Source organism: Massilia sp. FBCC-B171 (genome assembly GCF_059134155.1).
Genome location: NZ_CP101443.1, coordinates 5506816 through 5527376, shown reverse-complemented (window position 1 = coordinate 5527376; position 20561 = coordinate 5506816). Strand labels below are relative to the sequence as shown.

At 65.0% G+C, this 20561-nt stretch carries 22 protein-coding genes; 7 read left to right on the top strand and 15 right to left on the bottom strand.

Annotated features, from left to right (window positions below):
- Positions 1-184: 184 nt before the first annotated feature.
- The 8 genes from NMB41_RS24990 to tssK form a co-directional block, all read right to left on the bottom strand.
- Positions 185-793 carry a DJ-1/PfpI family protein gene (locus NMB41_RS24990; protein ID WP_494380424.1) on the bottom strand — a complete coding sequence of 203 codons (609 nt, stop codon included), beginning with the start codon at positions 791-793 and terminating at the stop codon, positions 185-187.
- Between the two features lie 83 nt (positions 794-876).
- Positions 877-1215, bottom strand: a complete 339-nt coding sequence (locus tag NMB41_RS24985) for a DUF3703 domain-containing protein (protein WP_494380423.1) — start codon at positions 1213-1215, stop codon at positions 877-879.
- 17 nt (positions 1216-1232) lie between these two features.
- Positions 1233-2018: a hypothetical protein gene (locus tag NMB41_RS24980; protein WP_494380422.1), complete on the bottom strand. Its 786-nt coding sequence runs from the start codon at positions 2016-2018 to the stop codon at positions 1233-1235.
- Positions 2019-2066: 48 nt separating this feature from the next.
- The gene (locus NMB41_RS24975) at positions 2067-3077 is read right to left on the bottom strand and encodes a hypothetical protein (RefSeq protein WP_494380421.1); all 1011 of its coding nucleotides are present in this window, start codon (positions 3075-3077) and stop codon (positions 2067-2069) included.
- Between the two features lie 333 nt (positions 3078-3410).
- Entirely contained in the window at positions 3411-3746 is a 336-nt protein-coding gene (locus NMB41_RS24970; protein WP_494380420.1) for a hypothetical protein, read from the bottom strand.
- A 121-nt stretch (positions 3747-3867) separates the two neighbouring features.
- On the bottom strand, positions 3868-5283 hold the full coding sequence (locus NMB41_RS24965; RefSeq protein WP_494380419.1) for a hypothetical protein: 1416 nt from the start codon (positions 5281-5283) through the stop codon (positions 3868-3870).
- A gap of 12 nt (positions 5284-5295) precedes the next feature.
- Positions 5296-5559, bottom strand: a complete 264-nt coding sequence (locus tag NMB41_RS24960) for a PAAR domain-containing protein (RefSeq protein WP_494380418.1) — start codon at positions 5557-5559, stop codon at positions 5296-5298.
- A 123-nt stretch (positions 5560-5682) separates the two neighbouring features.
- Entirely contained in the window at positions 5683-7023 is a 1341-nt protein-coding gene (tssK, locus tag NMB41_RS24955) for a type VI secretion system baseplate subunit TssK (RefSeq protein ID WP_494380417.1), read from the bottom strand.
- 208 nt (positions 7024-7231) lie between these two features.
- Between tssK and tssE the strand changes: the two genes are divergently transcribed.
- Genes tssE through tssG form a run of 3 tightly spaced genes read left to right on the top strand, consistent with a single transcriptional unit; the run spans position 7232 to position 10600 of the window.
- Complete coding sequence (gene tssE, locus NMB41_RS24950; protein ID WP_494380416.1) at positions 7232-7705, top strand: type VI secretion system baseplate subunit TssE; 474 nt, start codon at positions 7232-7234, stop codon at positions 7703-7705.
- A gap of 4 nt (positions 7706-7709) precedes the next feature.
- Positions 7710-9551, top strand: a complete 1842-nt coding sequence (tssF, locus tag NMB41_RS24945) for a type VI secretion system baseplate subunit TssF (RefSeq protein ID WP_494380415.1) — start codon at positions 7710-7712, stop codon at positions 9549-9551.
- Positions 9515-10600 (top strand): type VI secretion system baseplate subunit TssG, encoded by a 1086-nt coding sequence (gene tssG / locus NMB41_RS24940; protein ID WP_494380414.1) that lies wholly within the window; start codon positions 9515-9517, stop codon positions 10598-10600. The genes tssF and tssG overlap by 37 nt, the downstream gene beginning before the upstream one ends.
- 3 nt (positions 10601-10603) lie before the next feature.
- On the opposite strand, the gene NMB41_RS24935 is transcribed toward tssG, so the two are convergent.
- Genes NMB41_RS24935 through NMB41_RS24910 form a run of 6 tightly spaced genes read right to left on the bottom strand, consistent with a single transcriptional unit; the run spans position 10604 to position 16839 of the window.
- On the bottom strand, positions 10604-11350 hold the full coding sequence (locus NMB41_RS24935) for an SDR family oxidoreductase (RefSeq protein ID WP_494380413.1): 747 nt from the start codon (positions 11348-11350) through the stop codon (positions 10604-10606).
- Between the two features lie 13 nt (positions 11351-11363).
- Positions 11364-11801, bottom strand: coding sequence for a DoxX family protein (locus tag NMB41_RS24930; protein WP_494380412.1), 438 nt, complete (start codon positions 11799-11801; stop codon positions 11364-11366).
- Between the two features lie 36 nt (positions 11802-11837).
- The gene (locus NMB41_RS24925; protein ID WP_494380411.1) at positions 11838-12998 is read right to left on the bottom strand and encodes a serine hydrolase domain-containing protein; all 1161 of its coding nucleotides are present in this window, start codon (positions 12996-12998) and stop codon (positions 11838-11840) included.
- A gap of 7 nt (positions 12999-13005) precedes the next feature.
- On the bottom strand, positions 13006-15294 hold the full coding sequence (locus NMB41_RS24920) for a xanthine dehydrogenase family protein molybdopterin-binding subunit (protein WP_494380410.1): 2289 nt from the start codon (positions 15292-15294) through the stop codon (positions 13006-13008).
- A complete protein-coding gene (locus tag NMB41_RS24915; RefSeq protein ID WP_494380409.1) occupies positions 15287-16318 on the bottom strand; it encodes an FAD binding domain-containing protein in 1032 nt (343 codons plus the stop codon). Before NMB41_RS24915 ends, NMB41_RS24920 begins: the two co-directional genes overlap by 8 nt.
- Positions 16315-16839, bottom strand: coding sequence for a (2Fe-2S)-binding protein (locus NMB41_RS24910; protein ID WP_494380408.1), 525 nt, complete (start codon positions 16837-16839; stop codon positions 16315-16317). Before NMB41_RS24910 ends, NMB41_RS24915 begins: the two co-directional genes overlap by 4 nt.
- 277 nt (positions 16840-17116) lie before the next feature.
- Between NMB41_RS24910 and NMB41_RS24905 the strand changes: the two genes are divergently transcribed.
- Positions 17117-18130 carry a zinc-binding alcohol dehydrogenase family protein gene (locus tag NMB41_RS24905; RefSeq protein ID WP_494380407.1) on the top strand — a complete coding sequence of 338 codons (1014 nt, stop codon included), beginning with the start codon at positions 17117-17119 and terminating at the stop codon, positions 18128-18130.
- Positions 18131-18264: 134 nt separating this feature from the next.
- Here the strand turns inward: NMB41_RS24905 and NMB41_RS24900 are convergent, their stop codons facing one another.
- Positions 18265-18921 (bottom strand): DUF6624 domain-containing protein, encoded by a 657-nt coding sequence (locus NMB41_RS24900; protein ID WP_494380406.1) that lies wholly within the window; start codon positions 18919-18921, stop codon positions 18265-18267.
- Positions 18922-19021: 100 nt separating this feature from the next.
- Here NMB41_RS24900 and NMB41_RS24895 point away from each other — a divergent pair, with 100 nt between their 5' ends.
- From NMB41_RS24895 to NMB41_RS24885, 3 genes are all read left to right on the top strand, one after another.
- Complete coding sequence (locus NMB41_RS24895; protein WP_494380405.1) at positions 19022-19612, top strand: histidine phosphatase family protein; 591 nt, start codon at positions 19022-19024, stop codon at positions 19610-19612.
- A 67-nt stretch (positions 19613-19679) separates the two neighbouring features.
- On the top strand, positions 19680-20033 hold the full coding sequence (locus NMB41_RS24890) for a DUF6152 family protein (RefSeq protein WP_494380404.1): 354 nt from the start codon (positions 19680-19682) through the stop codon (positions 20031-20033).
- Positions 20033-20521: a DUF6644 family protein gene (locus tag NMB41_RS24885; RefSeq protein WP_494380403.1), complete on the top strand. Its 489-nt coding sequence runs from the start codon at positions 20033-20035 to the stop codon at positions 20519-20521. Before NMB41_RS24890 ends, NMB41_RS24885 begins: the two co-directional genes overlap by 1 nt.
- Positions 20522-20561 lie beyond the last annotated feature (40 nt).

The window sequence follows — 20561 nt, the reverse complement described above, 5'->3', positions numbered from 1 at the left end:
AGCCTGCCATCGAAGGCAAGGACAGCCAGTTGGCGGATATGCACGCGCGGACCGAGCGCACTATGGCGGCGTCGGCGGCGCTATCCGAACCCGCCTTCAAACTAGAAAACGTCAAAAGCAAAAAGGCCCCAACATTGTTCGGGGCCTTAATTGTGTTCAGCTTGGGGCTAAACCATAAAAGCGCTCAGACCGACTTGCCCAGGTAGGGAATCACATTCCCCAGCATGCGCTCCACGTATTCATCCTTCTCCCCCACCGGCGCCACATAGTGCATCGCCCCTTTCGCCGCTTCGATCCCTTCAAGCCGTGCAATCACCCAGCTGGCCAGATACTGCGATGCCAGGCATCCGCCGGCAGTGGCGATATTCCCTTTTGCAAAAAACGGCTGGTTGAGAATCTCGATGCCCGCCTCTTGCACCCAGGGTTTGGTGAGCAGGTCGGTACAGGCCGGAATGGACTGCAGCAATCCGAGCTTGGCCAGCACCAGCGTGCCAGAACACTGAGCGCCCAGTAACTGCCGTGCCGGATCGAGTTTTAATTGCGCCATCAAGGCGGCGTCTGCGACCACTTCGCGCGTCTGCATGCCGCTCCCGATCAGCACCGCATCGGCCTGTGCCAGCTCGGACAGGGAGCACTGCGCTTCCACGACGACGCCATTCATCGACCTCACGCGCGGCGACGGGCAGGCAATCGACACCCGCCAGCTTGGCTTCTTGATCCGGTTCAGGATGCCCAAGGCGATGAACGAATCGAGCTCATTAAAACCTTCACAGGTCAGGATCGCGATATGCATGGTGGTGGGATCTTTATGTTGGATTCGGATAGGAAATAATAGGCAAATCATTTTTTCGATTGCCAGGCCGGAGATGTCGGCTTCTACTTCATCAATTTCTCGATATGCGGATCAAGCGGCAGGCGCTTGAACATGCTGATGTCCGTGCCGCCGGTATTACCCAAGGGGACAATGCCGATCGCCGATCCGACGATGCCGAGGACGATGCGGATGGCCTGCCCCCATACCTCGCGCAGAGAGCGGCGTTGTATCCCGATTTTGAGCATCCAGTAATGCGTCCTGGCATGCGCCACAACCTGGTGCTGGCCCAGCACATGGGCAATTTCGAGATGGCGGAAAGACTGTGCGAATTCGCCGGAGGCATACAGCTTGGCCGCCGCAGTCATTTCGGCTTCATACGCTTGCCGCAGTTCAGGATGCATGGCGCTCCTAAGGAAACTCAAAACAGTGTCGAGACGCTCAAGGTAAATCCCTGGCGCACGTGTTCCGGCTGGGCGATGGTGCCTGCGAACTGGCCCATGCGGGTGACCGGGGCATCCTCGCTTCTTGCAATCTTCATCCAGTCAAAGGACGCACGCAATTCCAGGGCTGGCGCGAACGCCGGACGATGGCGGGCGCCGATGCGCAGGCCCGGCGCGCTTTTGGTGCGCAGCGAGGCCTGGTCGAGCGCGCCGGAAAAACCGACGCGCATGCGCTCCGGCGTCGAGAACAGGACGGCGATGTCGGCCGTCACCATCCCGGCGGCAGGATGCCAGGTTTTACCTAGACCGGTCACCAGGCGTTCCGACCGATAACGCTCCTGCAGCCCGACGCTGGCGCCGCTGCCGAGGATGTCGCGCTTCCAGTAATCGCCCTCTAAAGCCAGGCTGGCCGAATAACCGTTTTGCAAGGCGTAGGTGGCGCCCAGGTGCAGGGTTGCCAGTGCGGTTTCCGTGGTCGAGGTCGCAGAGCTGCCCGCCTGCGTCTGGCCACGGTAGTCGATGTCGCCCCGGTACCAGTCCAGCGCGGCCGACCAGGTGAGCTTGCCGCTGGTGTAGGCGGCGCCGAGCGCGACGCCCGGCAGCCAGCCGCTTTCCCGCACCAGTCGGCGCCCGCCGCTGTCGTTTTCGGTATGGCTGAGCTCACGCAGGCCGGCGCCGGCCTTTCCCTGCCATTGCGCGCTGGCCGGGTGGATCAGCATCAGGGATAGAAACGCGCCCAGCCCGGCGCGAAAAAGCAGTGTCATTGAATGCCCATACGGAGGTGCCGCCGGTCCAGCGGCACGGTCTGCCGATCAGATTGCCGCGAGCAATTCCGTCCAGCTCAGGTTGTTCGTTTGCGTGATCGCGCCATCGCCTTTTGCGCTGAGCTCGACACGCACCGTGCTGTTTGAAGCCACGCTGAGCGTCACCGACGAGGCGTTGCCGGTGACGAGCATCGAACCGGCGTGGGGCATGGCGCTGCCGTTGCTGACGAAAGGCTGGAGATTCTTGACCGTGTACGAGTACTGGCCCAGCGCGCTGGAGCTACCGGCCATGGTAAAACTGGCGGCGCTGCTGACGGTCGCGCCGTTGGTGCTGCCGGTCATCGCATAATTGGTCATGGCGAAGCTTTCCAGGGTCACGCCGCCGCGCTGCAGGCTCGCTTGCAGGGACTTGCCCGACAGCGACATGGAGTGCGTGGAGTAATTCGTCTGCGTGATCGCGATTTTCATGTCGCCGTTCACGCTCGCCGTCTCGTTACCGCTCGTCACCCCGAAATTGGTGAAGGTGGTGTCGAGCGTGGCGCCCCAGGTGTACGTGTTAAAGACGTCGCCGCTCACGTTCGACAGCGTCGCCGACAGGGTGCCGTTGATGGTCATGCCGTCTTCCACGCAACGTTGCGCCGACACGATGATCGTGTCGCCATTGCTCGCCATTTGCTCGTTGCGCACCCGGGCATCGATGGTCACGCTGCCGCCGCCGGAACAGGCTTCGGTCATGACCACGCCGGTCAGCAGCTGTCCTGCCGGACGCGGGTACACGTTGCGGATCAGGTTCAGGGCCGGCCTGACCACGCCGATGTTGCCGCCGCCCACGCTCACGCCGGTCAGCATGCTGCTGAAGGACGAAGACGATTCGCTGATCGCGGTGGTGCCCGCATAGGCATTGCCGGCCACCTTGTTCGCGTTCGCCGAGGTGATCACCGAGGCCGTAGATACCGCCGGCGCCGCCGCGCCACTACCGCCACTACCACCGCCGCCGCCGCCGCAGGCGGACAGGACGAGCACGGAACAAAGGGCCAGCGGCAAATTACGGTTTTTCATGGTGTGCTCTTTCAAGATAGTTATTTATTCAAATTATTCTGACCAGATGGATTCGCTTCCAGCCGGGCATGGGTCCATCGGCATCAGGGGTGCACGCACGCTGTACCAGCTGGTTTTCCGGGCCCGGAATAGTCAGGCAGCGATCGCATGGTAACTGTTGCCTGTAGGCTAAAAACTATCGAAGTGTCACAACTGGACAGCAATGTCCGGTTCTGTTGCGAATAGGCATCATTCAAGCGGAGAGAACAAGGTGCAGCTGGCGAAAGATAAAAAAATGCCGCTGTGGTCAGCGGCATGGATGATGGTGTCGCCGTGTTTGGCGACATGACCGGCTCAGCGCGACGCAGCGCCGTCCGGTTCTTCCGGGTCTGGCTCGGCCGATGTGTCGCGAGTTGGCTTCTCGCCCGCAACGGTTCCACCGGCACTGCCGCGGCTGCTTTGCGGCGCCCCTGCCGGCCCGACATTGCTCTCCGGCGGCGCCTTGACGATGCCGCCCGCGCGCTCGTCCTGTGCGCCTGATGCGGCGTAGTGACCGGCGTCCTGCTGGCGCTGGCCGGTATCCGGATCGGCCGGGTCCGAGCGGCCCGACAGCGAATCCGGTCCGCGCGTACCCGGGTTATGGGTGCCGTTGTTGTTGGCACCGATATCGTATTGCTTGTTTCCAGCCATGATCGACTCCTGGGTGATTGAACCAGAGGATCGATGCTAACGGTTTATGCAGATAGTCCAATAGGAGCGCGGGCTGACGCCGTGTAGGCGGCTTCGCACGGCGCGTTCATGAAGTCCGGTTTTATGCAGGCAAGACCGGCGCCGGCGGCGGGCCAACCAGGGCCATGTGGCACACGAAGGGATCGTCGTTGCTTACAAACAGCACCGGTGCATTGCCCGCCAGTGCCGCGTGGCGCGCCAGCGCCAGGGCCGTGATAAACGGGACGGCGCCGCAGGTGCCGGTGGTGGCGCCGGTGCGCAGCACGTCGGCGCTGGCGTCGAGCTGCGGCAGCGCCAGCGATGCCAATCCCATCAGTTCCAGTCCTCGGCTGTTGCGGTGATCGGTATCGGCGGCCACCTGGGCGACCTGCGCCAACTCCAGGCCGCCCGCGTGGACGGCGCGCTCGGCCAGGTCGGTAAAACGTTTGGTTTCCGGACGCTTGGCGCTGTCGCTCGAGACTTCGCGCCGCGTTTCCAGCAGCGGATACAGCTGGGCAAACAGGGCGTCGGGATGGTGGCGGGCATGCTCCGGGCTAGTCAAGAGCATGCCGGCCGCGCCTTCGCCCGGAATGCAGCCCTGGGCGCGCGCCGCCGTGCAGAGCAGATTGCCGGCCGCCCACTTGTCGACCGTTTCCTGCGCGATATGCGAGTCGCAGGCCAGCACGATCGTGGCCAGGCGCTTGTGCGGCACCTGGCTGTCGAGCGCGCACTGGCCGAGAATGGCGGCGGGCGCAGCGTCCGGCGCCACATCGATCCGGGTCAGGTGATCCACCGGCCAACCGAACTGCGCCACCGCATGCTTGAACCAGAGGCCGGCCGCATGGCGCTGCTCGACCGTCCAGCTGGCGGGCAGGATCGGCAGCAGGCGCAGTTGCGGTGGTGTGCCTTCCTGCGGCATCAATTGCATGAAGGCCTCATTGGCCAGGTCGCGCAGCACGGCCGTACCGAGGGTCAGGGCGCGCCACTGCGCCTCGCCCAAATGCAGCTCGCCCAGGCCGTGCAGCACCAGCCACTCGCTGAATTCTTCCTGCAGCGCTTCGTCGACGGCGTCCTCGCTGCGTGCGCTCATAATGGGAAAACCGTCGTCGTCGACCAGTTCGGGATCGAGGTCGGGGCGCGCCTTGTTGCCTGCGATGGCCGCTGCCAGTTCTTCCGGCGAGGCGCCGTGCGGGGCGCGCAGGGCGGCGGCCAGGATGGCCAGGGGCGGCGCGGACGGCATGGCGCTGGCTGCCGGCTGGGCGGCGCTTGCCGCGTTGGCGGTAGGGGCGGGCTGCGGGCGTGCCGACACGGCTTTCTTGCCGACCCAGAGGAGGCCCAGCAGCGCGAGCGGCGCGGCGAGCAGCGCCAGCAGCAATTCCGGGGTGGCGGGGGTGGTCGAGGAGCTGCGCCAGTAGGCGATGGCCCCGGCCCAGCACAGGACGAAGATGCCGGCGGCGAGCACGGTGGTTTTCAGCCAGGCGGGCAGCGGGCGGCCGGTGGGTGCGGTGGTCGAAGTCATCGGTGTCACTTCTTAAATGTTGTCGATGGTGGCTTGCTGGCTGGCGATCAGGGAGGCGCCGCAGGCGGTTTTATCGCCGTGGCGGGCGGCGGGTTTGCCGTCGATGATCAGGGTGGCGTCGCCGCTGATGATGGGGCTCGGGCCGTGTTTCGGGCAGACGGTCTTGTCGCCCATGCGCGCGATGGGGACGCCTCCGCTGTCGCTGTGGGGGGAGGCTTCGATGACGGCGCCGCCGTGGGAGGTTTTGTCGCCGAGTACGATCAAGGGGCCGGACATGGGTGGTCTCCAAGCGGGCAAGTCGCCGGACGTGGGGCTGTTGCCTGCACAGTTATTGGTAGGTTGAGTCCGCGTGGGCACGGGGTGCCCACCCTACGGGATACGCCAGCGGCAAGATCGGTCTTACGCTGCCACTGCCAGCAACTCCAGCTTCAGCTCTTTCATCCCCGCCGGGACATAGATCGAAATCGATTGCGCCTTGAGCATGCGCTCGTACATCTGCCCTTTCGATTCGAGCATGAAATAACAGGTGTCGGGCCGCACGGCCAGCGCCGCCGGCGGTTGCGGCGTGTATTGCAGGCGCACGCCGGGCAGTGCCGAGAGGACGAATTTCTCGACGTCGTCGGGAGCCCCTACCTTGAAGCGCAGCGGTACGACGTCGACCAGCTGCACGGCGGGAATATCGGCGGAGACGGAAATATAAAAGGTGGTCTTGTCGTCGATCTTGCCCGAGTCGAGGGCGCCGATGTGGTACGAAGGCCGCACTTCGCTGAGGGCAATCGCAAAGTATTTCGACGAAATTACCGTGTCGAGCAGTTCCCGGATGATCGTGTGCAGCTTCGTAAAACTCGGGCCCGGGTCGCCGTGCTGGTAGGGCGGCAAATCGGCCAGGGTCCAGCTTTTCGAAAACGTCATCAGGCCGCCGGCCACATCGAGCAATTGTTCATACAGCCGCTCCGGATGCAGGTTCGGATGATGAAAATGGTGGGTCAGCGTCGCGTAGGCGGAGCTGGCCGTGTGCAGCAGCCAGAACGAAGACATGTCGCCCGAGCGGAATTCGATCACGTTGCGGCTGGGCTCGCGGTGGTGGCCGTACAGGGCGCTCACTTTCGCCTGCAGGGCGTCGAGCAGGCGCCGCAGTTGCTGGAACAGCGGCGGCGCGGCGCCGATCGACAGGCTGGGCGGCACGAAGCTTGGGTCGAGCTCGAAGCCGCCGGCCGCCGCGCGGCGCAGGCGCAGCAGGGGGAAGTGGATGTAGGCGTCGCGCGGGTCCGATTCAGGCACCAGGCGCACCGATTTTTTCAGGTAGGCCAGCTGCACGGGCGCGGCTTGCGTAAATAAATCCGCCGTTTCCTGGTTGGCCTGGACGAAGCGCGCCGTGTTGGCTGCCTGGCCTTGCGTCGCGAAATTGCCGCTGAACGGTTTCAGGCCGGGCAGGGCCGCGTAATAGGTGACGGTTTGCTGGGCTTGCCCCAGGAGGCTGAGGTCGACCGTGTCGGGCAGGGCGTCCAGGTTGGGCGCGTCGACCAGTTCGCCGTCCTGGAAGCGCAGCGCCAGGTCGAGGATGCGCAGTACGTTATTCGCCAGCGCCTCGCGGTCGACCTGCAAGCGTTCCACGCCCCAGGCATACGGGTGCACGGACTTGATGCCCTTTTGCAGGCAGTGCTCGTGGTACTGATCCTGCCGCTGGAAATGCTGGGGGCGCAGCAGTAAACCCTCGCCCCAGAGTACTTTGCTGGTCATGTCCGCCCTCATCCCTGTATGTGGTTTTTCGTTGCGCGCAACTTTTTCCAACGGAAACAGTAGCACTGCCCTCCCTGTACGGGATTTGCGTTTCCTCAAACGTCGGGTTTGCACAACGCCACGACGGGCGATGCCGGTTCCTTATCTTTTTTCAACATTCAGGCTGGCGCGCGCGGTAACACTACGAAGCTAAATTAAGGGGAATGCGATGAAAGGAAGCACGCAAGGCTTGTTCGACCGCCTGCTCGGGGTACCGCTGCGCGGCGGGCGCATGTCGCTCGAGGACATGAAGGATGCCGTGGCGCGCGACCTGGAAGCGCTGCTGAATACGCGTGCGGTGCTGCCGGAAGATTATTTGAAGGATTACCCCGAGTGCGCGCGCTCGATCGTCAGCTATGGCATGCAGGACTTTGCCGAGCTGTCCCTGTCGAGCCCCTCGGACCGCGCCTTTATTTGCATGTGCATCGAAAAGACGATCGCCTGCCATGAGCCGCGCCTGCGCAAGGTCAAGGCGTCGTTGGAGATGCGCCAGGGCGCCGTGAACCGCCTGGATTTTTCGATTACCGGTGTCCTGGTCGGCAGCGCCTCGCAGGAAGCCGTCAACTTCGATGCCGTGCTGCAGCCATCGACCCTGAGTTACAGCATCAGCAAGGCCGGCCGCGCCGCGCCGGCGGGAGCATAGAATAGTGGAACAATTACTGCCGTATTACGAAAGCGAGCTCGGCTACCTGCGGCGCAACCTGCGCGAATTCGCCGAGCGCTATCCGAAGATCGCCGGCCGCCTCCTGATCAGCGGCGAAGTCTGCGAAGACCCGCATACCGAACGCATGATCGAGTCGTTCGCCCTGCTCAATGCGCGCATCGCCAAGCGCCTCGACGACGACTACCCGGAATTCACGGAAGCCCTGTTCGACGTGCTGTACCCGCATTACCTGCGCCCCTTTCCTTCCTGCTCGATCGCACGCATGGATTTTACGGGCGCGGCCAAGCAGCAGACGGCGGCCGCCACCATCGCGCGCGGCACCCAGCTCGCCACGCGCCCGGTGCGCGGCGCCGCCTGCACCTTTCGCACCGTGTATCCGGTGGCGATCGCCCCGCTGGCGCTGAGCGAGGCCCGCTTTTCCGAGATCCTGCGCGCACCGGAAGCGCTGCGCCCTCCCGCCGGCGCCACGTCCAGCATCAGCCTCACGATTGCCGGCAGCACCGAGCAAATCAAGTTCGGCGCGCTCGAGCTGCCGCGGCTGCGCGTCTTCATCGATGGCGAGCCCTCGTTTTGCGCGGCCTTGCGCGACGCCCTGTTCATGCGCGCGGTAGCGGCCTATGTCGAAGCCGACGGCAGCGGGCGCTGGCTGGCGGTCCCCGTCATTCCGCTCCATCCCGCGGGCTTTGACGAAGACGATTCCCTGATCGATTTTCCGGCGCGCTCGCATGCCGCCTACCGCCTGCTGACCGAGTATTTTTGTTTTCCCGAAAAATTCAATTTTTTCGATATCGACCTGGCCGCCATCGGCGCCCTCGCCCCCCACGCGAGATCGGTGACGCTGCACCTGGCATTGAGCGGCATCCGCAGCGATTCGAACATGGCGCGCATGCTCGGCACCCTGTCGACCAACAACGTGCTGCTCGGCTGCACGCCGGTCATCAACCTGTTCCACCAGCGCGGCGAGCCGATCCGCCTGACCCACACCACGGCCAGCTATCCGGTGCTGGCCGACGCCCGCCGCGCCTTTGCCTTCGAAGTGCAATCGATCGATTCGGTGAACCTGGTGCGCCAGACGCCGCAAGGCGAAAGCGTGGTCGAATTCCGCCCCTTTTATTCGCTGCAGCATGCCCAGACGGCCGAACAGAACGGCCATTACTGGGCGATGCGGCGCGACGAGACCCTGGCCGAACGCAGCCCCGGCTTCGAGACGCAAATCGCCATCGTCGACATCGATTTCGATCCGGCGGCCGTCGAGACCGACACCCTGAACCTGGAACTGACCTGCTCGAACCGCGACCTGCCCGCCCTGCTCGCGTATGGCCAGGCCGGTGGCGATCTGTTCCTCGAAGGCGGCTCGAGCGTGCGCACCATCAGCTTCCTGCGCAAGCCGAGCACCTCCTGGCGCTTTCCCAGCGGGCGCAGCGCGCACTGGCGCCTGATCTCGCACCTGGCCCTGAACCACCTGTCGATCAGCGCCGGCGGCGTCGAAGCGTTCAGGGAGATGCTGGCGCTGTACGACCTGCCCCGTTCACCCTCCTCGCAGCGCCAGATCGGCGGCATCACCGGCATCGAACAACGCGCCACCAGCGCCTGGCTGTCCGGCAATCCCTTCAATTGCCTGGTGCGCGGGGTGCAGGTGCGCTTGTGCATCGATGAGGAGGCGTTTATCGGCAGCGGCATCCACGCCTTCGCCCACATCGTCGAACGTTTCCTCGCCTTGTACGTGCACGCCAACAGCTTCACGCAACTGGTGATGGTCTCGGCGAAAACCGGAGAAGAGTTATTCACATGCCTACCCAAAAGCGGCGATTTGAGCCTGCTGTAATCGAGCGCCTGTTCCGGGAACCCTACCGCTTCGAGTACTTCCAGGCGGTGCGCATGCTCGAACTCTGGCTGCGCAAGCACGGCACTCCCCAGCACGGCCTGGTCGCGAATTTTCTGCGCTTTCAGAATTCGACCTCGCTGCGCTTTCCGGCCAGCCAGCTGGAAGCGATCCACGTCGAGCCGCGCACGATCGAGCCAACCGCCGCCTCGCTCGGCGCGGCGCTGCAGGCGTCCACCCTTCAATGGATTCGGGTGACGCCGACCTTCATGGGCCTCCTGGGCGGGCATGGCGTGCTGCCGCCGCATTACACGGAGCGCGTCGCCGAGCAGCAGTTCAACGACAAGGACGAGGGCGCGCGCGCCTTCCTCGACACCTTTTCGAACCGCTCGCTGGCGCTGTTTTATGAAGCCTGGCGCAAGTACCGGCTGCACCTGAAATACGAGTTGGGCGGCAAGGACAGCTTCCTGCCGCTGCTGCTGGGATTGGCGGGCCTGGGCAACCCCGCGCTGCGCCGGCGCCTGGGGCAGCCCGAGAACGGCGCCGTGCTCGACGAGTCGCTCGCCTATTTCGCCGCCTCGATCCGCCAACGCCCGGTGTCGAGCGTGCAGATGGCGCGCGTCTTGAGCGAATATTTCGGACAGCCTGTAAAAGTCGAACAATTCGTCGGCGCCTGGTATGGCGTGCCGCCCGCCCAGCAAAGCACCCTCGGCTGCGACAGCGCCACCCTCGGCACGCGCGCGATCGCCGGCGAACGGGTCTGGCAGCGCGACCTGCGCCTGCGCATCGTCGTCGGCCCGCTCGACCGCGCCGGCTTCGAGACCTTCCTGCCGGGCGGCCTGGCAGCGCGTGCCCTGCAAAGTTTCACTGCCATGTTTACGGGAGTGGCGCTCGAATACGAAGTGGAGCTGGTGCTGCGCGCGGCCGACGTGTGCGGCGCGACCCTGTCCGGGGAACGCCATGCCGGCCGCCTGGGTTGGGGGACTTATCTGGTGAGCGGCCCGCAGCAGGAAGACCGCAGGGACGTGCATTACGACTTGCGCATGGACTAAGGCTTACACAATCCCGCCATTCACCCGCAGCGTCTGCCCATTCACCCATTCCCCCTGCGGCCCGACCAGGAAAGCGACGGTGTTGGCGATATCTTCGGGCGTGCCGAGCCGCTCGAGCGGCGCGGCTTGCGCCAGGCGCTCGACCAGTTCGGCCGGCTTCCCGTCCAAAAATAGTTCCGTCGCGGTCGGCCCCGGCGCCACGGCCATCACCGAAATGCCTTTACCGCGCAACTCCTTGGCAAAGATATTCGTAAACGTTTCGACCGCTGCTTTCGAGCCTGCATACACCGCATAGCCCGGCAGCGCGAGGCCAATGACGCTGGTCGAGAAATTCACGATGCGTCCACCCGTGCGCATGCGCGTCGCGGCCAGGCGCAGCATATTAAAAGTGCCGCGCGTGTTGATCGAAAAGATGCGCTCGTACAGGGCGTCATCGGTGTCGGCCAGCATGGTGGTGCCGGGCTGGATCACGCCGGCATTGTTGATGACGACGTCGACTCCGCCAAAGGCTTGTTCGGTTTGGTCGAACAGGCGCGCGCAATCCTGCGCACTTGCGACGTCGCCCTGCAGCGCAATGGCCCGTCCGCCCGCCGCCACGATCTCGTTCACGACCGCATTCGCATCGTCCGCGCGGCTCGCGTAGTTGACCGTGACCGCAAACCCATCCTGCGCCAGGCGCAGCGCGATCGCGCGCCCGATGCCGCGCGAGGCGCCGGTGACGATGGCGGCTTTTTCGTTCGATCGTTTCATCTGGGTGCTCCGCTCAGTTCCACTTGCCGCCGCGTCCCGCCAGGCTGTAGCGGCCCGCGCCCAGCAGGGCCACCGCGATCGCGGCAAAGAAGTACATTCCCTGCAGTTCGAGTGCCCAGCCGCCGGTCTGCGACATGGTGAAAAACTCCTTGGTGTGGACCAGCAGCACGGCGACCATCATGTTGCCGGCCACGATCAGGGCGGCCAGGCGGGTCCACACGCCGACCAGGATCAGCACGGGCGCGATGACTTCGCCCACGTACACCAGGTAGCCGATCGCCCCGGGCAGCCCCATTTTTTCCAGCATGCCGGTAATGAAGCCGACGCCGCCCATCAGTTTCGAGACGCCGTGAAACAGCAGCAGCAAGGCGAGGGCGACGCGCAGGACGAGCCGTCCGAGGTCTTCGCGCGAGGAGTCGAGCGTGCCATTGGTGACGGGGATGGTTCTCATGGGGAGCTCCTGGTGGGTGGGTAATGTTGGATCGCGTCAGGGTCCGCCGGCGCCAGGCTGGAACCAGCCGTATTCCCAGGACCAGGGCATGTCGGTCTCGCCGAGCACGAGGCGCGCGATCTCGGGGAAAAGGTGTTCGGCGCGCACGTCATTGGCCAGCAGGACCACGCAGCGCTGGCCGTTTTCCAGGCACAGCACCATGTTCCCGGTCGAATCGTTGTGGCCGCCCTTGAACCACCCGGCGCCGCTGCGGTCGCGGAAGGTAACCAGGCCCAGTCCGGCGGCCAGTCCCGCCGGCGCTGCGCCGTCCTCGCTTGCCAGCGTTGGGAACTGGTGACGCGAGCGGATCGGCAGCTGGGCCCGGGTCAATTCGGCGCGCGAACGGGCGGTCAGCCCCTCGCCGCGCAGGATGCCGCTCCACAAACGTGCCTGGTCGGCAATCGTCGTGTCCATCGAGCCGGCTGCGCTCACGCGGCTACGCTCGTCGTGCGGTTCCATGCTGCCATCGGCGCGGTAGCCGTCGGCCAGCTTGTCTGCAAAATCAGGCCGCCACATCATGCCGGTCGTGCGCATGCCGAAGCGGTCGAACACGCGGCGCTGCATTTCGCGGCCCGCATCGAGTCCCAGCCCCTGTTCGACGATCAGCTGGAGAAGATAAAATCCTTCGCCCGAATAGGCGTAGCGGCTACCGGGATCGAAGTGGATACGCAGGCGTCTATCCGGTTCCAGCCGCCTGAAATTGGAGAAGCCGGCGCTGTGGGTGAGCAGGATGCGGGGTGTGAGCGACCGCCAGCGCGGGTCCGCGGCGAGATCGGTGTAGTCATTGTCCTTGCCACGGTAGGCGGGCAAGGCTTGCGGGAGGAGGGTGGCAACCGACGCATCGAGATCGAGTTTGCCTTCGTCCGCCAGCTGCAGCAGCATGTAGGCAAAAGCCGTCTTGGTCAGCGAGGCGCCGTACATCACGGTATCGGTCGTGAGCGGCAGGCGCCGTTCGCTATTCCTCCAGCCGTAACTGGCCACCTTGATGACCTGGCCCCGGTCGATCACGGCCAGTGCCAGCCCCTGCACGTGTTCGCGCGCCATCAGGCGCGTGATCACCTCGTCCCGCGGCACGGATGCCGCGGGCGGCAGCTGCGCGCAGCCCACCAGCAGCTGGCTTGCCGCCAGAGCGCTGCATGCCGCGCGCAGGGTCTTCATACCGGCCTCACGGCCCGCCGGCCAGCACCTTCTCCGGCGTGATCGGCGTACTGCGGATGCGTTTACCGGTCGCGTGATAGATCGCATTGCTGACCGCCGCCGCCACGCTCACCAGGCCGATTTCGCCCACGCCTTTGGCGCCGAGGCGGCTGACGATGCGGTCATCCTCCTCGACGAAGACGACGTCGATATCGTGGATGTCGGCATTCACGGCCACGTGGTACTCGGACAGGTTGTGGTTCATGAAGCGCCCGAAGCGGTGGTCGGTATGGCTTTCCTCGTGCAGCGCCTGGCTGATGCCCCACACCACGCCGCCGATGATCTGGCTGGTGGCGGTTTTCGTGTTCATGATGCGCCCGGCCGCAATCGCACTGACCACGCGCGTCACGCGCACCACGCCCAGTTCCTCATCGACCCGCACCTCGACGAACACGGCCGAGTGCACCATGCGCCGGAATTTCCTTTGCTTGAGCACGGCGGGCAGCATCAGATACTTTTCCTCGATCCGCTCGCGGCCCGCGCGTCCGACGATGGTGCCGAGCGAAATGAACGTGTTCGGGTCTTTCTTGAGGCGCATGACGCCGCCCGCGAATTCGACGTCTTTTACACGCTTGTCGCGGAACGGGGAATCGGGGTCCGACTGGGCATAGCGCAAGAGCGTCAATTGCAGCTTGTCGCAGGCGCCCGCCACGGCCGAACCGACGGTGGCCACGTGCGAGGAACCGCCTTCGATGGGCGCGGCCGGCAGGGTCGAGTCGCCCAGCTGGAAGGTCACGCGCTCGAGCGGCAGGCCCATGGCTTCGGCGGCGATCGTCGCCATCACGGTATAGGTGCCGGTGCCGATGTCGGTCGCGGCACTGGACACCACCAAACGACCGTCCGCATGCATCACAGCGCTGGCGCGCGCGAACATCTGCAGCGCATCCCAGGCCCCGGTGGCCATGCCCCAGCCGACGTATTCCGTGCCTTCCTTTTTCGCGCGCGTGGCCAGCGGACGCTGCGACCAGCCGAATTTTTCGGCGCCCTGTTCATAACAGGCGCGCAGTTCCTTGCTCGAATACGGCTTGTCGTCGGCCGGCGAGCGCTCGGCGTAGTTTTTCAGGCGCAGCGAGAGCGGATCCATCTTGAGTTCATAGGACAGCTCGTCCATCGCCACTTCCAGCGCATGCATGCCGTGCGCCGCGCCCGGGGCGCGCATGTCGAGCGGCGTGTACTGGTCCAGGCGCACCAGTTTGTAATCGAGCTTGATGTTCTCGCAGGCGTACAGCAGCCCCGACCAGTTCACCACCACTTCGACGTAGTCCTCGATCTGCGAGGTCTCGGCAATCGCTTCGTGCTGGATCGAGGTCAGGGTGCCGTCGCGCTCGGCCGCCAGTTTCACCCACTGCACCGTCTCCGGGCGATGGCCGAAGCTGAACATCTGCTGGCGCGTCAGCTGCACGCGCACCGACTGCTTCAGGTGCAGCGAGGCCATCACGGCCAGCGTCAGCTGGTATTGCGGGCGCAGGCCGGAACCGAAGGCGCCGCCCACGTACGGATTACGCACGGTGACCTTGTCTTTCGAGAGGCCGAACACGTGCGAGACGTACCAGCGGCTGTTCTGCGAACTTTGCGTCTTGTCGTAGATGGTGAGATGGCCATCGTCCTCGCGGATCACGGTCGAGGCGAACAGCTCGAGCGGATTGTGATGCTCGACGCCGTGATAGAACTCGGACGCGATCTTGACCGGCGCTGCCTGATAAGCCTTCTCGGCATCGCCCTTTTCCTTGGGCGGCGGCTCGTAGCCGGCCTTTAGTGGACGCGGCGTATAGGCGCGGTCCAGGTTCGCCACCAGGCGGGTGTCGTGCTCTTCCTCTTCGTAGCGCACGCGCACCAGGGCGGCGCCGCGGCGCGCCGCTTCGAAACTCTCGGCCAGCACCAGCGCCACCGGCTGGCCGCTGTAGAGGATGCGGTCGTCGTAGAGCGGGCGGAAGGGCGAGCCGGCCGGCGCCGTCATGTCCTTGTAGGAGATGTCGAAGGAACGCACCTTCGGGCGGTTCAGGTGGCTCATCACCTCGACCACGCCATGGAGCAGCATCGCTTCCTCGATATCGATGTCGAGGATGCGGCCCTTGGCGATGGTGCCGCTGACGACCACGCCATACAGCATGTCGGGCGAGGCGTATTCGGCGGCATAGCGGGCGTCGCCCGTGACCTTGGCGCGGCCGTCGACGCGCGAGACGGCGCCGCCCGTGACGACCTGGCCGGTGCCCGGCTCGGCGACAGGGGTTTTCAAAGCCTGGATCAGGTCAGTCATTCGGCTCTCCGGTATTGGTGACGGTGCCTTGCACCGCGGTCTGCAGCGCACGCACGATGGCCTTGCGCGCCAGTCCTATCTTGAAATCGTTGTGGCCCTGGCCGACGGCGCCCTCGAGCAGCAGGTCGGCCACGCGGCCGAACAGGGCCGCATCTTCCTTCTGGCCTTCGAGCAGCGCTTCGGCTTCAGGCTTGCGCCAGGGTTTATGCGCCACCGAGCCCAGTGCCAGGCGCGCGCTGCGGATGATGCCGTCCGAACCGATGTCGAGCGCCACGGCGACCGACACCAGCGCGAAGGCATACGACAGGCGCTCGCGGATCTTGATGTAGGCCGAATGGCGCGCGTAGCGGCGCGCGTCGGGCAGGGTAAGGTGGGTAATCAGTTCATCGGCTTCGAGCACGTTGTCGTACTGCGGCGCGTCGTCCGGCAAGCGGTGGAATTCCGCAAACGGGATCGCGCGTTTTCCGCGCGCCGATTCGACGTGCACGGTCGCTTCGAGGGCGGCCAGCGCCACGCACATGTCGGACGGGTGGGTCGCGATGCAGTGGTCGCTCCCGCCCAGGATGGCGTGCTGCTTGGTGATGCCGCCGATGGCCGAGCAGCCGCTGCCCGGATCGCGCTTGTTGCAGGGCGTGGCGACGTCGTAAAAATAATAGCAGCGGGTGCGCTGCAGCAGGTTGCCGCCGTTGCTCGCCATGTTGCGCAGCTGGGGAGACGCGCCCGCGAGAATGGCAGCGGTGAGCAGCGGATAGTGTTCGCGTACCAGCGGGTGGTAAGCCGTGTCGGCATTGCGCGCCAGGGCGCCCAGGCGCAGGCCGCCGTCTTCTTCCTCGATTTTATCGAGCGGCAGGCGGTTGATGTCGACCAGGCGGCTCGAGACCATCACGCCCTCTTTCATGAGGTCGATCAGGTTGGTGCCGCCGGCGATGAAACGCACGGCTTCGCCGGCGAAACTGGCGTTACTCGCCACTTGTGCCAGCGCCGCTTGCGCGTCGCCCGGCTGGGAAAAGGTGAACGGGTTCATGCGGGCACCGTGCCGGTAACGACCGGGCGGTCGGCATTGTCGCCGCCCTCGATCTTCGCGACCGCGCAGACCGCCTTGCGGATGCCCGTATAGGCGCCGCAGCGGCACACGTTCCCGCTCATCAGTTCGCGCACTTCCGCCACCGTCTTGGCCTGGCCTTCGTTGATCAAGCCGATGGCCGAGCAGATCTGGCCCGGCGTGCAGTAGCCGCACTGGAAGGCGTCGTTGTCGATGAAGGCCTGCTGCATCGGGTGCAGTTTATTACCTTCGGCCAGGCCTTCGATGGTGGTGATCTCGCGGCCGTTCTGCATCACGGCCAGGGTCATGCAGGAATTGATGCGCTTGCCGTCGACGAGGACGGTGCAGGCGCCGCATTGGCCGTGGTCGCAGCCTTTTTTCGAACCGGTGAGGTCGAGGCGCTCGCGCAACACATCCAGCAAGGTCACCCAGGCTTCGAGTTGCATGTCGTGTTGTTGGCCGTTGATGCGCAGCGTGAGCGGATAGCGCTCGGGAGCGGTCATGGTGAATCCTTTCTGGATGGTGTCGGGCGGAGCCGCTTTACACGCGCATGGCGAGGCAGCTCGGAATGCTGTTGTCATTCCGCTACGCCCATCTTAGTAGCAAGCGCCCGGTAACCGGCGCACAATTAGATGGGAGAAGCCGGCGGCGCCAACCCGCTATCTCGCTAACTTGCCGGGTCGAATTGGTCGATTAATTCCAGCAACGAAAAGGGGGGCGCCGGCGCTGAACCTGTGCGCGCATTACACTGCTCTCATCCCATCCAATACGAGGTTCACCATGAAAGCCATCGCCGCCTTCGCATCCCTGCCCGCCGAAAACGACGACGCCCTGCAGGACATCCTGCTCCCCGACCCGGTCGCCACCGGCCACGACCTGCTGGTCGAAGTCCACGCGGTGTCCGTCAATCCGGTCGACACCAAGGTGCGTCGCGGTTTGCCGCCCGATATCCAGGCCGACCCGCGCGTGCTTGGCTGGGACGCGAGCGGCATCGTGCGCGCCGTCGGCCCGGAAGTGACGCTGTTCCGGCCCGGCGACCGGGTCTGGTATGCGGGCGCCATCAACCGCCCGGGCAGCAACAGCGAACTCCAATTGGTCGACGAGCGCATCGTCGGGCGCATGCCGACCACGCTCGGCTTTGCCGAAGCGGCGGCGCTGCCGCTGACGGCCATCACGGCCTGGGAATTGCTGTTCGACCGCCTGGGACTGGAATTTGGCGGCCACGCAGGCGAAAAGCTGCTGGTGGTCGGCGCCGCCGGTGGGGTTGGTTCGATCCTGGTGCAGCTGGCGCGCCAATTAACCGGCATTACCGTGATCGGCACCGCCTCGCGCCCGGAAACCCGCGAGTGGGCCCGCATCTTCGGCGCCCACCACGTGATCGACCACAGCACGCCGCTCGATACGGCCTTGATCGACGCCGGCCTGGGCGAAGTGAACTATGCGATCAGCCTGACCCACACCGACAAGCATTTCACGGCGCTCGTGAATGCCATCAAACCGCAGGGCAAGCTGGCGCTGATCGACGACCCGGAACCGATCGACGTGCGCCTTCTGAAGCGCAAGAGCATCTCGCTGCACTGGGAATTGATGTTTACCAGGTCGCTGTTCAACACGCCGGACCTGCAGGCCCAGCACCGGCTGCTCAACGAAGTGGCGCAGCTGGTCGACGACGGCCGAATCCGCACGACCCTGGCCCAGAACATGGGCGCGATCAATGCCGCCAACCTGCGCCGGGCGCACGCGTTTATCGAAAGCGGCGCGGCCAGCGGCAAGGTGGTTCTTGAAGGTTTTTAAAGCGGGGTTTTCAGGGTTTTAAATTGTCTTTTGGCATCTTTGGGGCAAGGTAAAAACTGCCCTGAAATACGGCAAAACGAACGGTAGTATCGTTTATATGATTCATACAAAATAAACGATATATACCGTATGTTTTATCGGTTTGCGGAAGGCGCCGTCTGGCTTTGCGTGGGGCAGTTTTCGGTGATGATCATGGCGTTGATGCTGCGCTTGTGATCCTCCAGCGTCGGCAAGCCGAGCCGCTTGCGGCGCGCTTCGACCCGGGCCAGGTCGTCCAGCAGGTGATAGTCCCAGCTGCAGGGGCCGACCTGGCGCAGCTGGGTGCCGTAGCGCTGGGGCTGTCCTTCCCTGACAGCCAGCCGGTCCGCGGCGGTGGCCAGGTGCATCACCGAGGCTTCGCCATCGAGGGCCGCCAGTTCGAGCTGGCGCACGGCCTGGCGCTGGAAGGCCATGTCCTCGCTGCGCTGCTGGACCACCAGCCAGGCGCGCTGCGCGGCCTCGACGCCCTCGACGCTGCGGCGTGGCCAGCCGCAGGCGGCCAATAAAGTGCTCAGGCGCGCCGCGTTATCGCGCTCGACCAGGTCCAGCTGCGCCAGGTGATTCGCCGCCACCCGGTCCTCGGGCAGCGCCAGGTAATCCACACGGCTGCGCACGGCGTCGGCCGCCTCGACCATGATGGCCAGTTCGCGCCCATAAGTGGCGCACGCGGGCGCGGCCTGTGCCGGCGCCGCCAGGGCCGTGGCGACGCAGAAGGGGACCAGGACCTGCATGCTGCGTAAACTTCCCATCATCTCATTCTCAAAAAACAATGAATAAAGCCTAACATAAGCGGCGCGCCGCGCCAGCAAATCTGGACGCATACTGCCTGGCATACACCCGACCGGAGCTCCCATGAGACTGCGTTTTTGCCTGTTACTGGTCACGCTGGCCCAGCTGCCGCTGCACGCGGCGCCGCTGAGCGAGGATGCGCTCTGGCAGGCCTTGCGCGGCGGCGGCGTGACGGTGCTGATGCGCCATGCGACGACCAACCCCGGGATCGGCGACCCGCCCGGTTTCAAACTGGACCAGTGCGCGACCCAGCGCAACCTGTCGGATGCGGGCCGTTCGGACGCGCGCGCGATCGGCGCCGCCTTCCGGCGCCAGAAAGTCAGCCCTGGCGCCGTCTGGTCCAGCCGCTGGTGCCGCTGCCTCGACACCGCGCGCCTGGCCTTCGGCAAGGCAGAGCCGGAGCCGAGCCTCGATTCGATGTTCAACGACGAGTCGAACCAGTCGGCCGCCAAGCTGCGCGAGCTGCGGGCACGCCTGGCTGCGCGCCAGGAGAGCACGCCGCTGGTGCTGGTCACCCACGACGTCAACATCCGCGCCCTGACCGGGGAATCGCTGGCGCAGGGAGAAATGGTGCTGTTGACTGAGCGCGGCGGCAAGCTCGAGACCCTCGGGCGCCTCGCGGTGCCACGCGAAGAAAAAGCCGCGGCACGATAGGCGAGCGCCACCTGTCTCGTTAAATTCGGGCGTAGAATCGGCACGGTTGTGTAACGGGAGACTCGTCATGAAAAAACGCCTGATCCTGCTTGCCGCCGGGCTGATATTCAGTACCGGCACCGTCCTTGCCCACCACGGCTGGAGTGAATACCAGGCCGACAAGCCGCTCGACCTGCTTGGTACCATCGAACAGGCCGGCTATGAACAGCCGCACGGCTTCGTCCGCCTGAAAACGGCCGATAACAAAACCTGGTTAGTGGTCCTCGCGCCGCCCTCGCGCATGGAAACCCGGGGCCTCGCGCGTGAAAAGCTGGTGCCGGGCCAGAAGGCCACGGTGCACGGCTACCCGCACCGCAGCAAGGGCGACGAATTGCGCGCCGAAAACATCACGATCGAGGGCAAGAAGACGGAGCTGCGCTGATGGCGCCGGAGGCCGGCGTCCTGCATACGCTGGCGGCGACACCCTTATCAACGGCCATGCGCGAAGGCGCCTGGCTGTATCCGATCGTCGAAATTGTCCATATCGCCGGCTTTTCGGTGCTGGTCGGCAGCGTCGTGCTGTTCGACCTGCGCGTGCTCGGTTTTGCGCGCATGCTGCCGGTGGCCGCCCTGGGAAACCACCTGTTGCGCTGGGCGTTGGCCAGCGTGCTGCTGGTGGTGCCGGCCGGGCTGCTGCTTTTTTCGGCACACCCGGTCGAGCTGGCGAATAATCCGGCGTTTATTTTAAAACTGGTGCTGATGGCGCTGGCCGGCATGAATGCGCTCGCCTTTCACTTGCTGCCCTACCGCAGCGTCGCCGGCTGGGACCGCGAGCGTCCGGCGCCGCCGCTGGCGCGCGCGGGTGCCGCGTTGTCGATCCTGCTCTGGCTGGGCGTGATCAGCTGCGGGCGCATGCTGGCCTACCTGTAGCCGGGACTGCGGCCGCCTGCGCTGCATGCTAGAGTAGGCT

What these genes read in the sequence shown, in the direction of transcription:
- NMB41_RS24990 (WP_494380424.1), bottom strand. Translation starts at nt 793, where the DNA reads ATGCATATCGCGATCCTGACCTGTGAAGGTTTTAATGAGCTCGATTCG.
- NMB41_RS24985 (WP_494380423.1), bottom strand. Translation starts at nt 1,215, where the DNA reads ATGCATCCTGAACTGCGGCAAGCGTATGAAGCCGAAATGACTGCGGCG.
- NMB41_RS24980 (WP_494380422.1), bottom strand. Translation starts at nt 2,018, where the DNA reads ATGACACTGCTTTTTCGCGCCGGGCTGGGCGCGTTTCTATCCCTGATG.
- NMB41_RS24975 (WP_494380421.1), bottom strand. Translation starts at nt 3,077, where the DNA reads ATGAAAAACCGTAATTTGCCGCTGGCCCTTTGTTCCGTGCTCGTCCTG.
- NMB41_RS24970 (WP_494380420.1), bottom strand. Translation starts at nt 3,746, where the DNA reads ATGGCTGGAAACAAGCAATACGATATCGGTGCCAACAACAACGGCACC.
- NMB41_RS24965 (WP_494380419.1), bottom strand. Translation starts at nt 5,283, where the DNA reads ATGACTTCGACCACCGCACCCACCGGCCGCCCGCTGCCCGCCTGGCTG.
- NMB41_RS24960 (WP_494380418.1), bottom strand. Translation starts at nt 5,559, where the DNA reads ATGTCCGGCCCCTTGATCGTACTCGGCGACAAAACCTCCCACGGCGGC.
- tssK (WP_494380417.1), bottom strand. Translation starts at nt 7,023, where the DNA reads ATGACCAGCAAAGTACTCTGGGGCGAGGGTTTACTGCTGCGCCCCCAG.
- tssE (WP_494380416.1), top strand. Translation starts at nt 7,232, where the DNA reads ATGAAAGGAAGCACGCAAGGCTTGTTCGACCGCCTGCTCGGGGTACCG.
- tssG (WP_494380414.1), top strand. Translation starts at nt 9,515, where the DNA reads ATGCCTACCCAAAAGCGGCGATTTGAGCCTGCTGTAATCGAGCGCCTG.
- NMB41_RS24935 (WP_494380413.1), bottom strand. Translation starts at nt 11,350, where the DNA reads ATGAAACGATCGAACGAAAAAGCCGCCATCGTCACCGGCGCCTCGCGC.
- NMB41_RS24930 (WP_494380412.1), bottom strand. Translation starts at nt 11,801, where the DNA reads ATGAGAACCATCCCCGTCACCAATGGCACGCTCGACTCCTCGCGCGAA.
- NMB41_RS24925 (WP_494380411.1), bottom strand. Translation starts at nt 12,998, where the DNA reads ATGAAGACCCTGCGCGCGGCATGCAGCGCTCTGGCGGCAAGCCAGCTG.
- NMB41_RS24920 (WP_494380410.1), bottom strand. Translation starts at nt 15,294, where the DNA reads ATGACTGACCTGATCCAGGCTTTGAAAACCCCTGTCGCCGAGCCGGGC.
- NMB41_RS24915 (WP_494380409.1), bottom strand. Translation starts at nt 16,318, where the DNA reads ATGAACCCGTTCACCTTTTCCCAGCCGGGCGACGCGCAAGCGGCGCTG.
- NMB41_RS24910 (WP_494380408.1), bottom strand. Translation starts at nt 16,839, where the DNA reads ATGACCGCTCCCGAGCGCTATCCGCTCACGCTGCGCATCAACGGCCAA.
- NMB41_RS24905 (WP_494380407.1), top strand. Translation starts at nt 17,117, where the DNA reads ATGAAAGCCATCGCCGCCTTCGCATCCCTGCCCGCCGAAAACGACGAC.
- NMB41_RS24900 (WP_494380406.1), bottom strand. Translation starts at nt 18,921, where the DNA reads ATGATGGGAAGTTTACGCAGCATGCAGGTCCTGGTCCCCTTCTGCGTC.
- NMB41_RS24895 (WP_494380405.1), top strand. Translation starts at nt 19,022, where the DNA reads ATGAGACTGCGTTTTTGCCTGTTACTGGTCACGCTGGCCCAGCTGCCG.
- NMB41_RS24890 (WP_494380404.1), top strand. Translation starts at nt 19,680, where the DNA reads ATGAAAAAACGCCTGATCCTGCTTGCCGCCGGGCTGATATTCAGTACC.
- NMB41_RS24885 (WP_494380403.1), top strand. Translation starts at nt 20,033, where the DNA reads ATGGCGCCGGAGGCCGGCGTCCTGCATACGCTGGCGGCGACACCCTTA.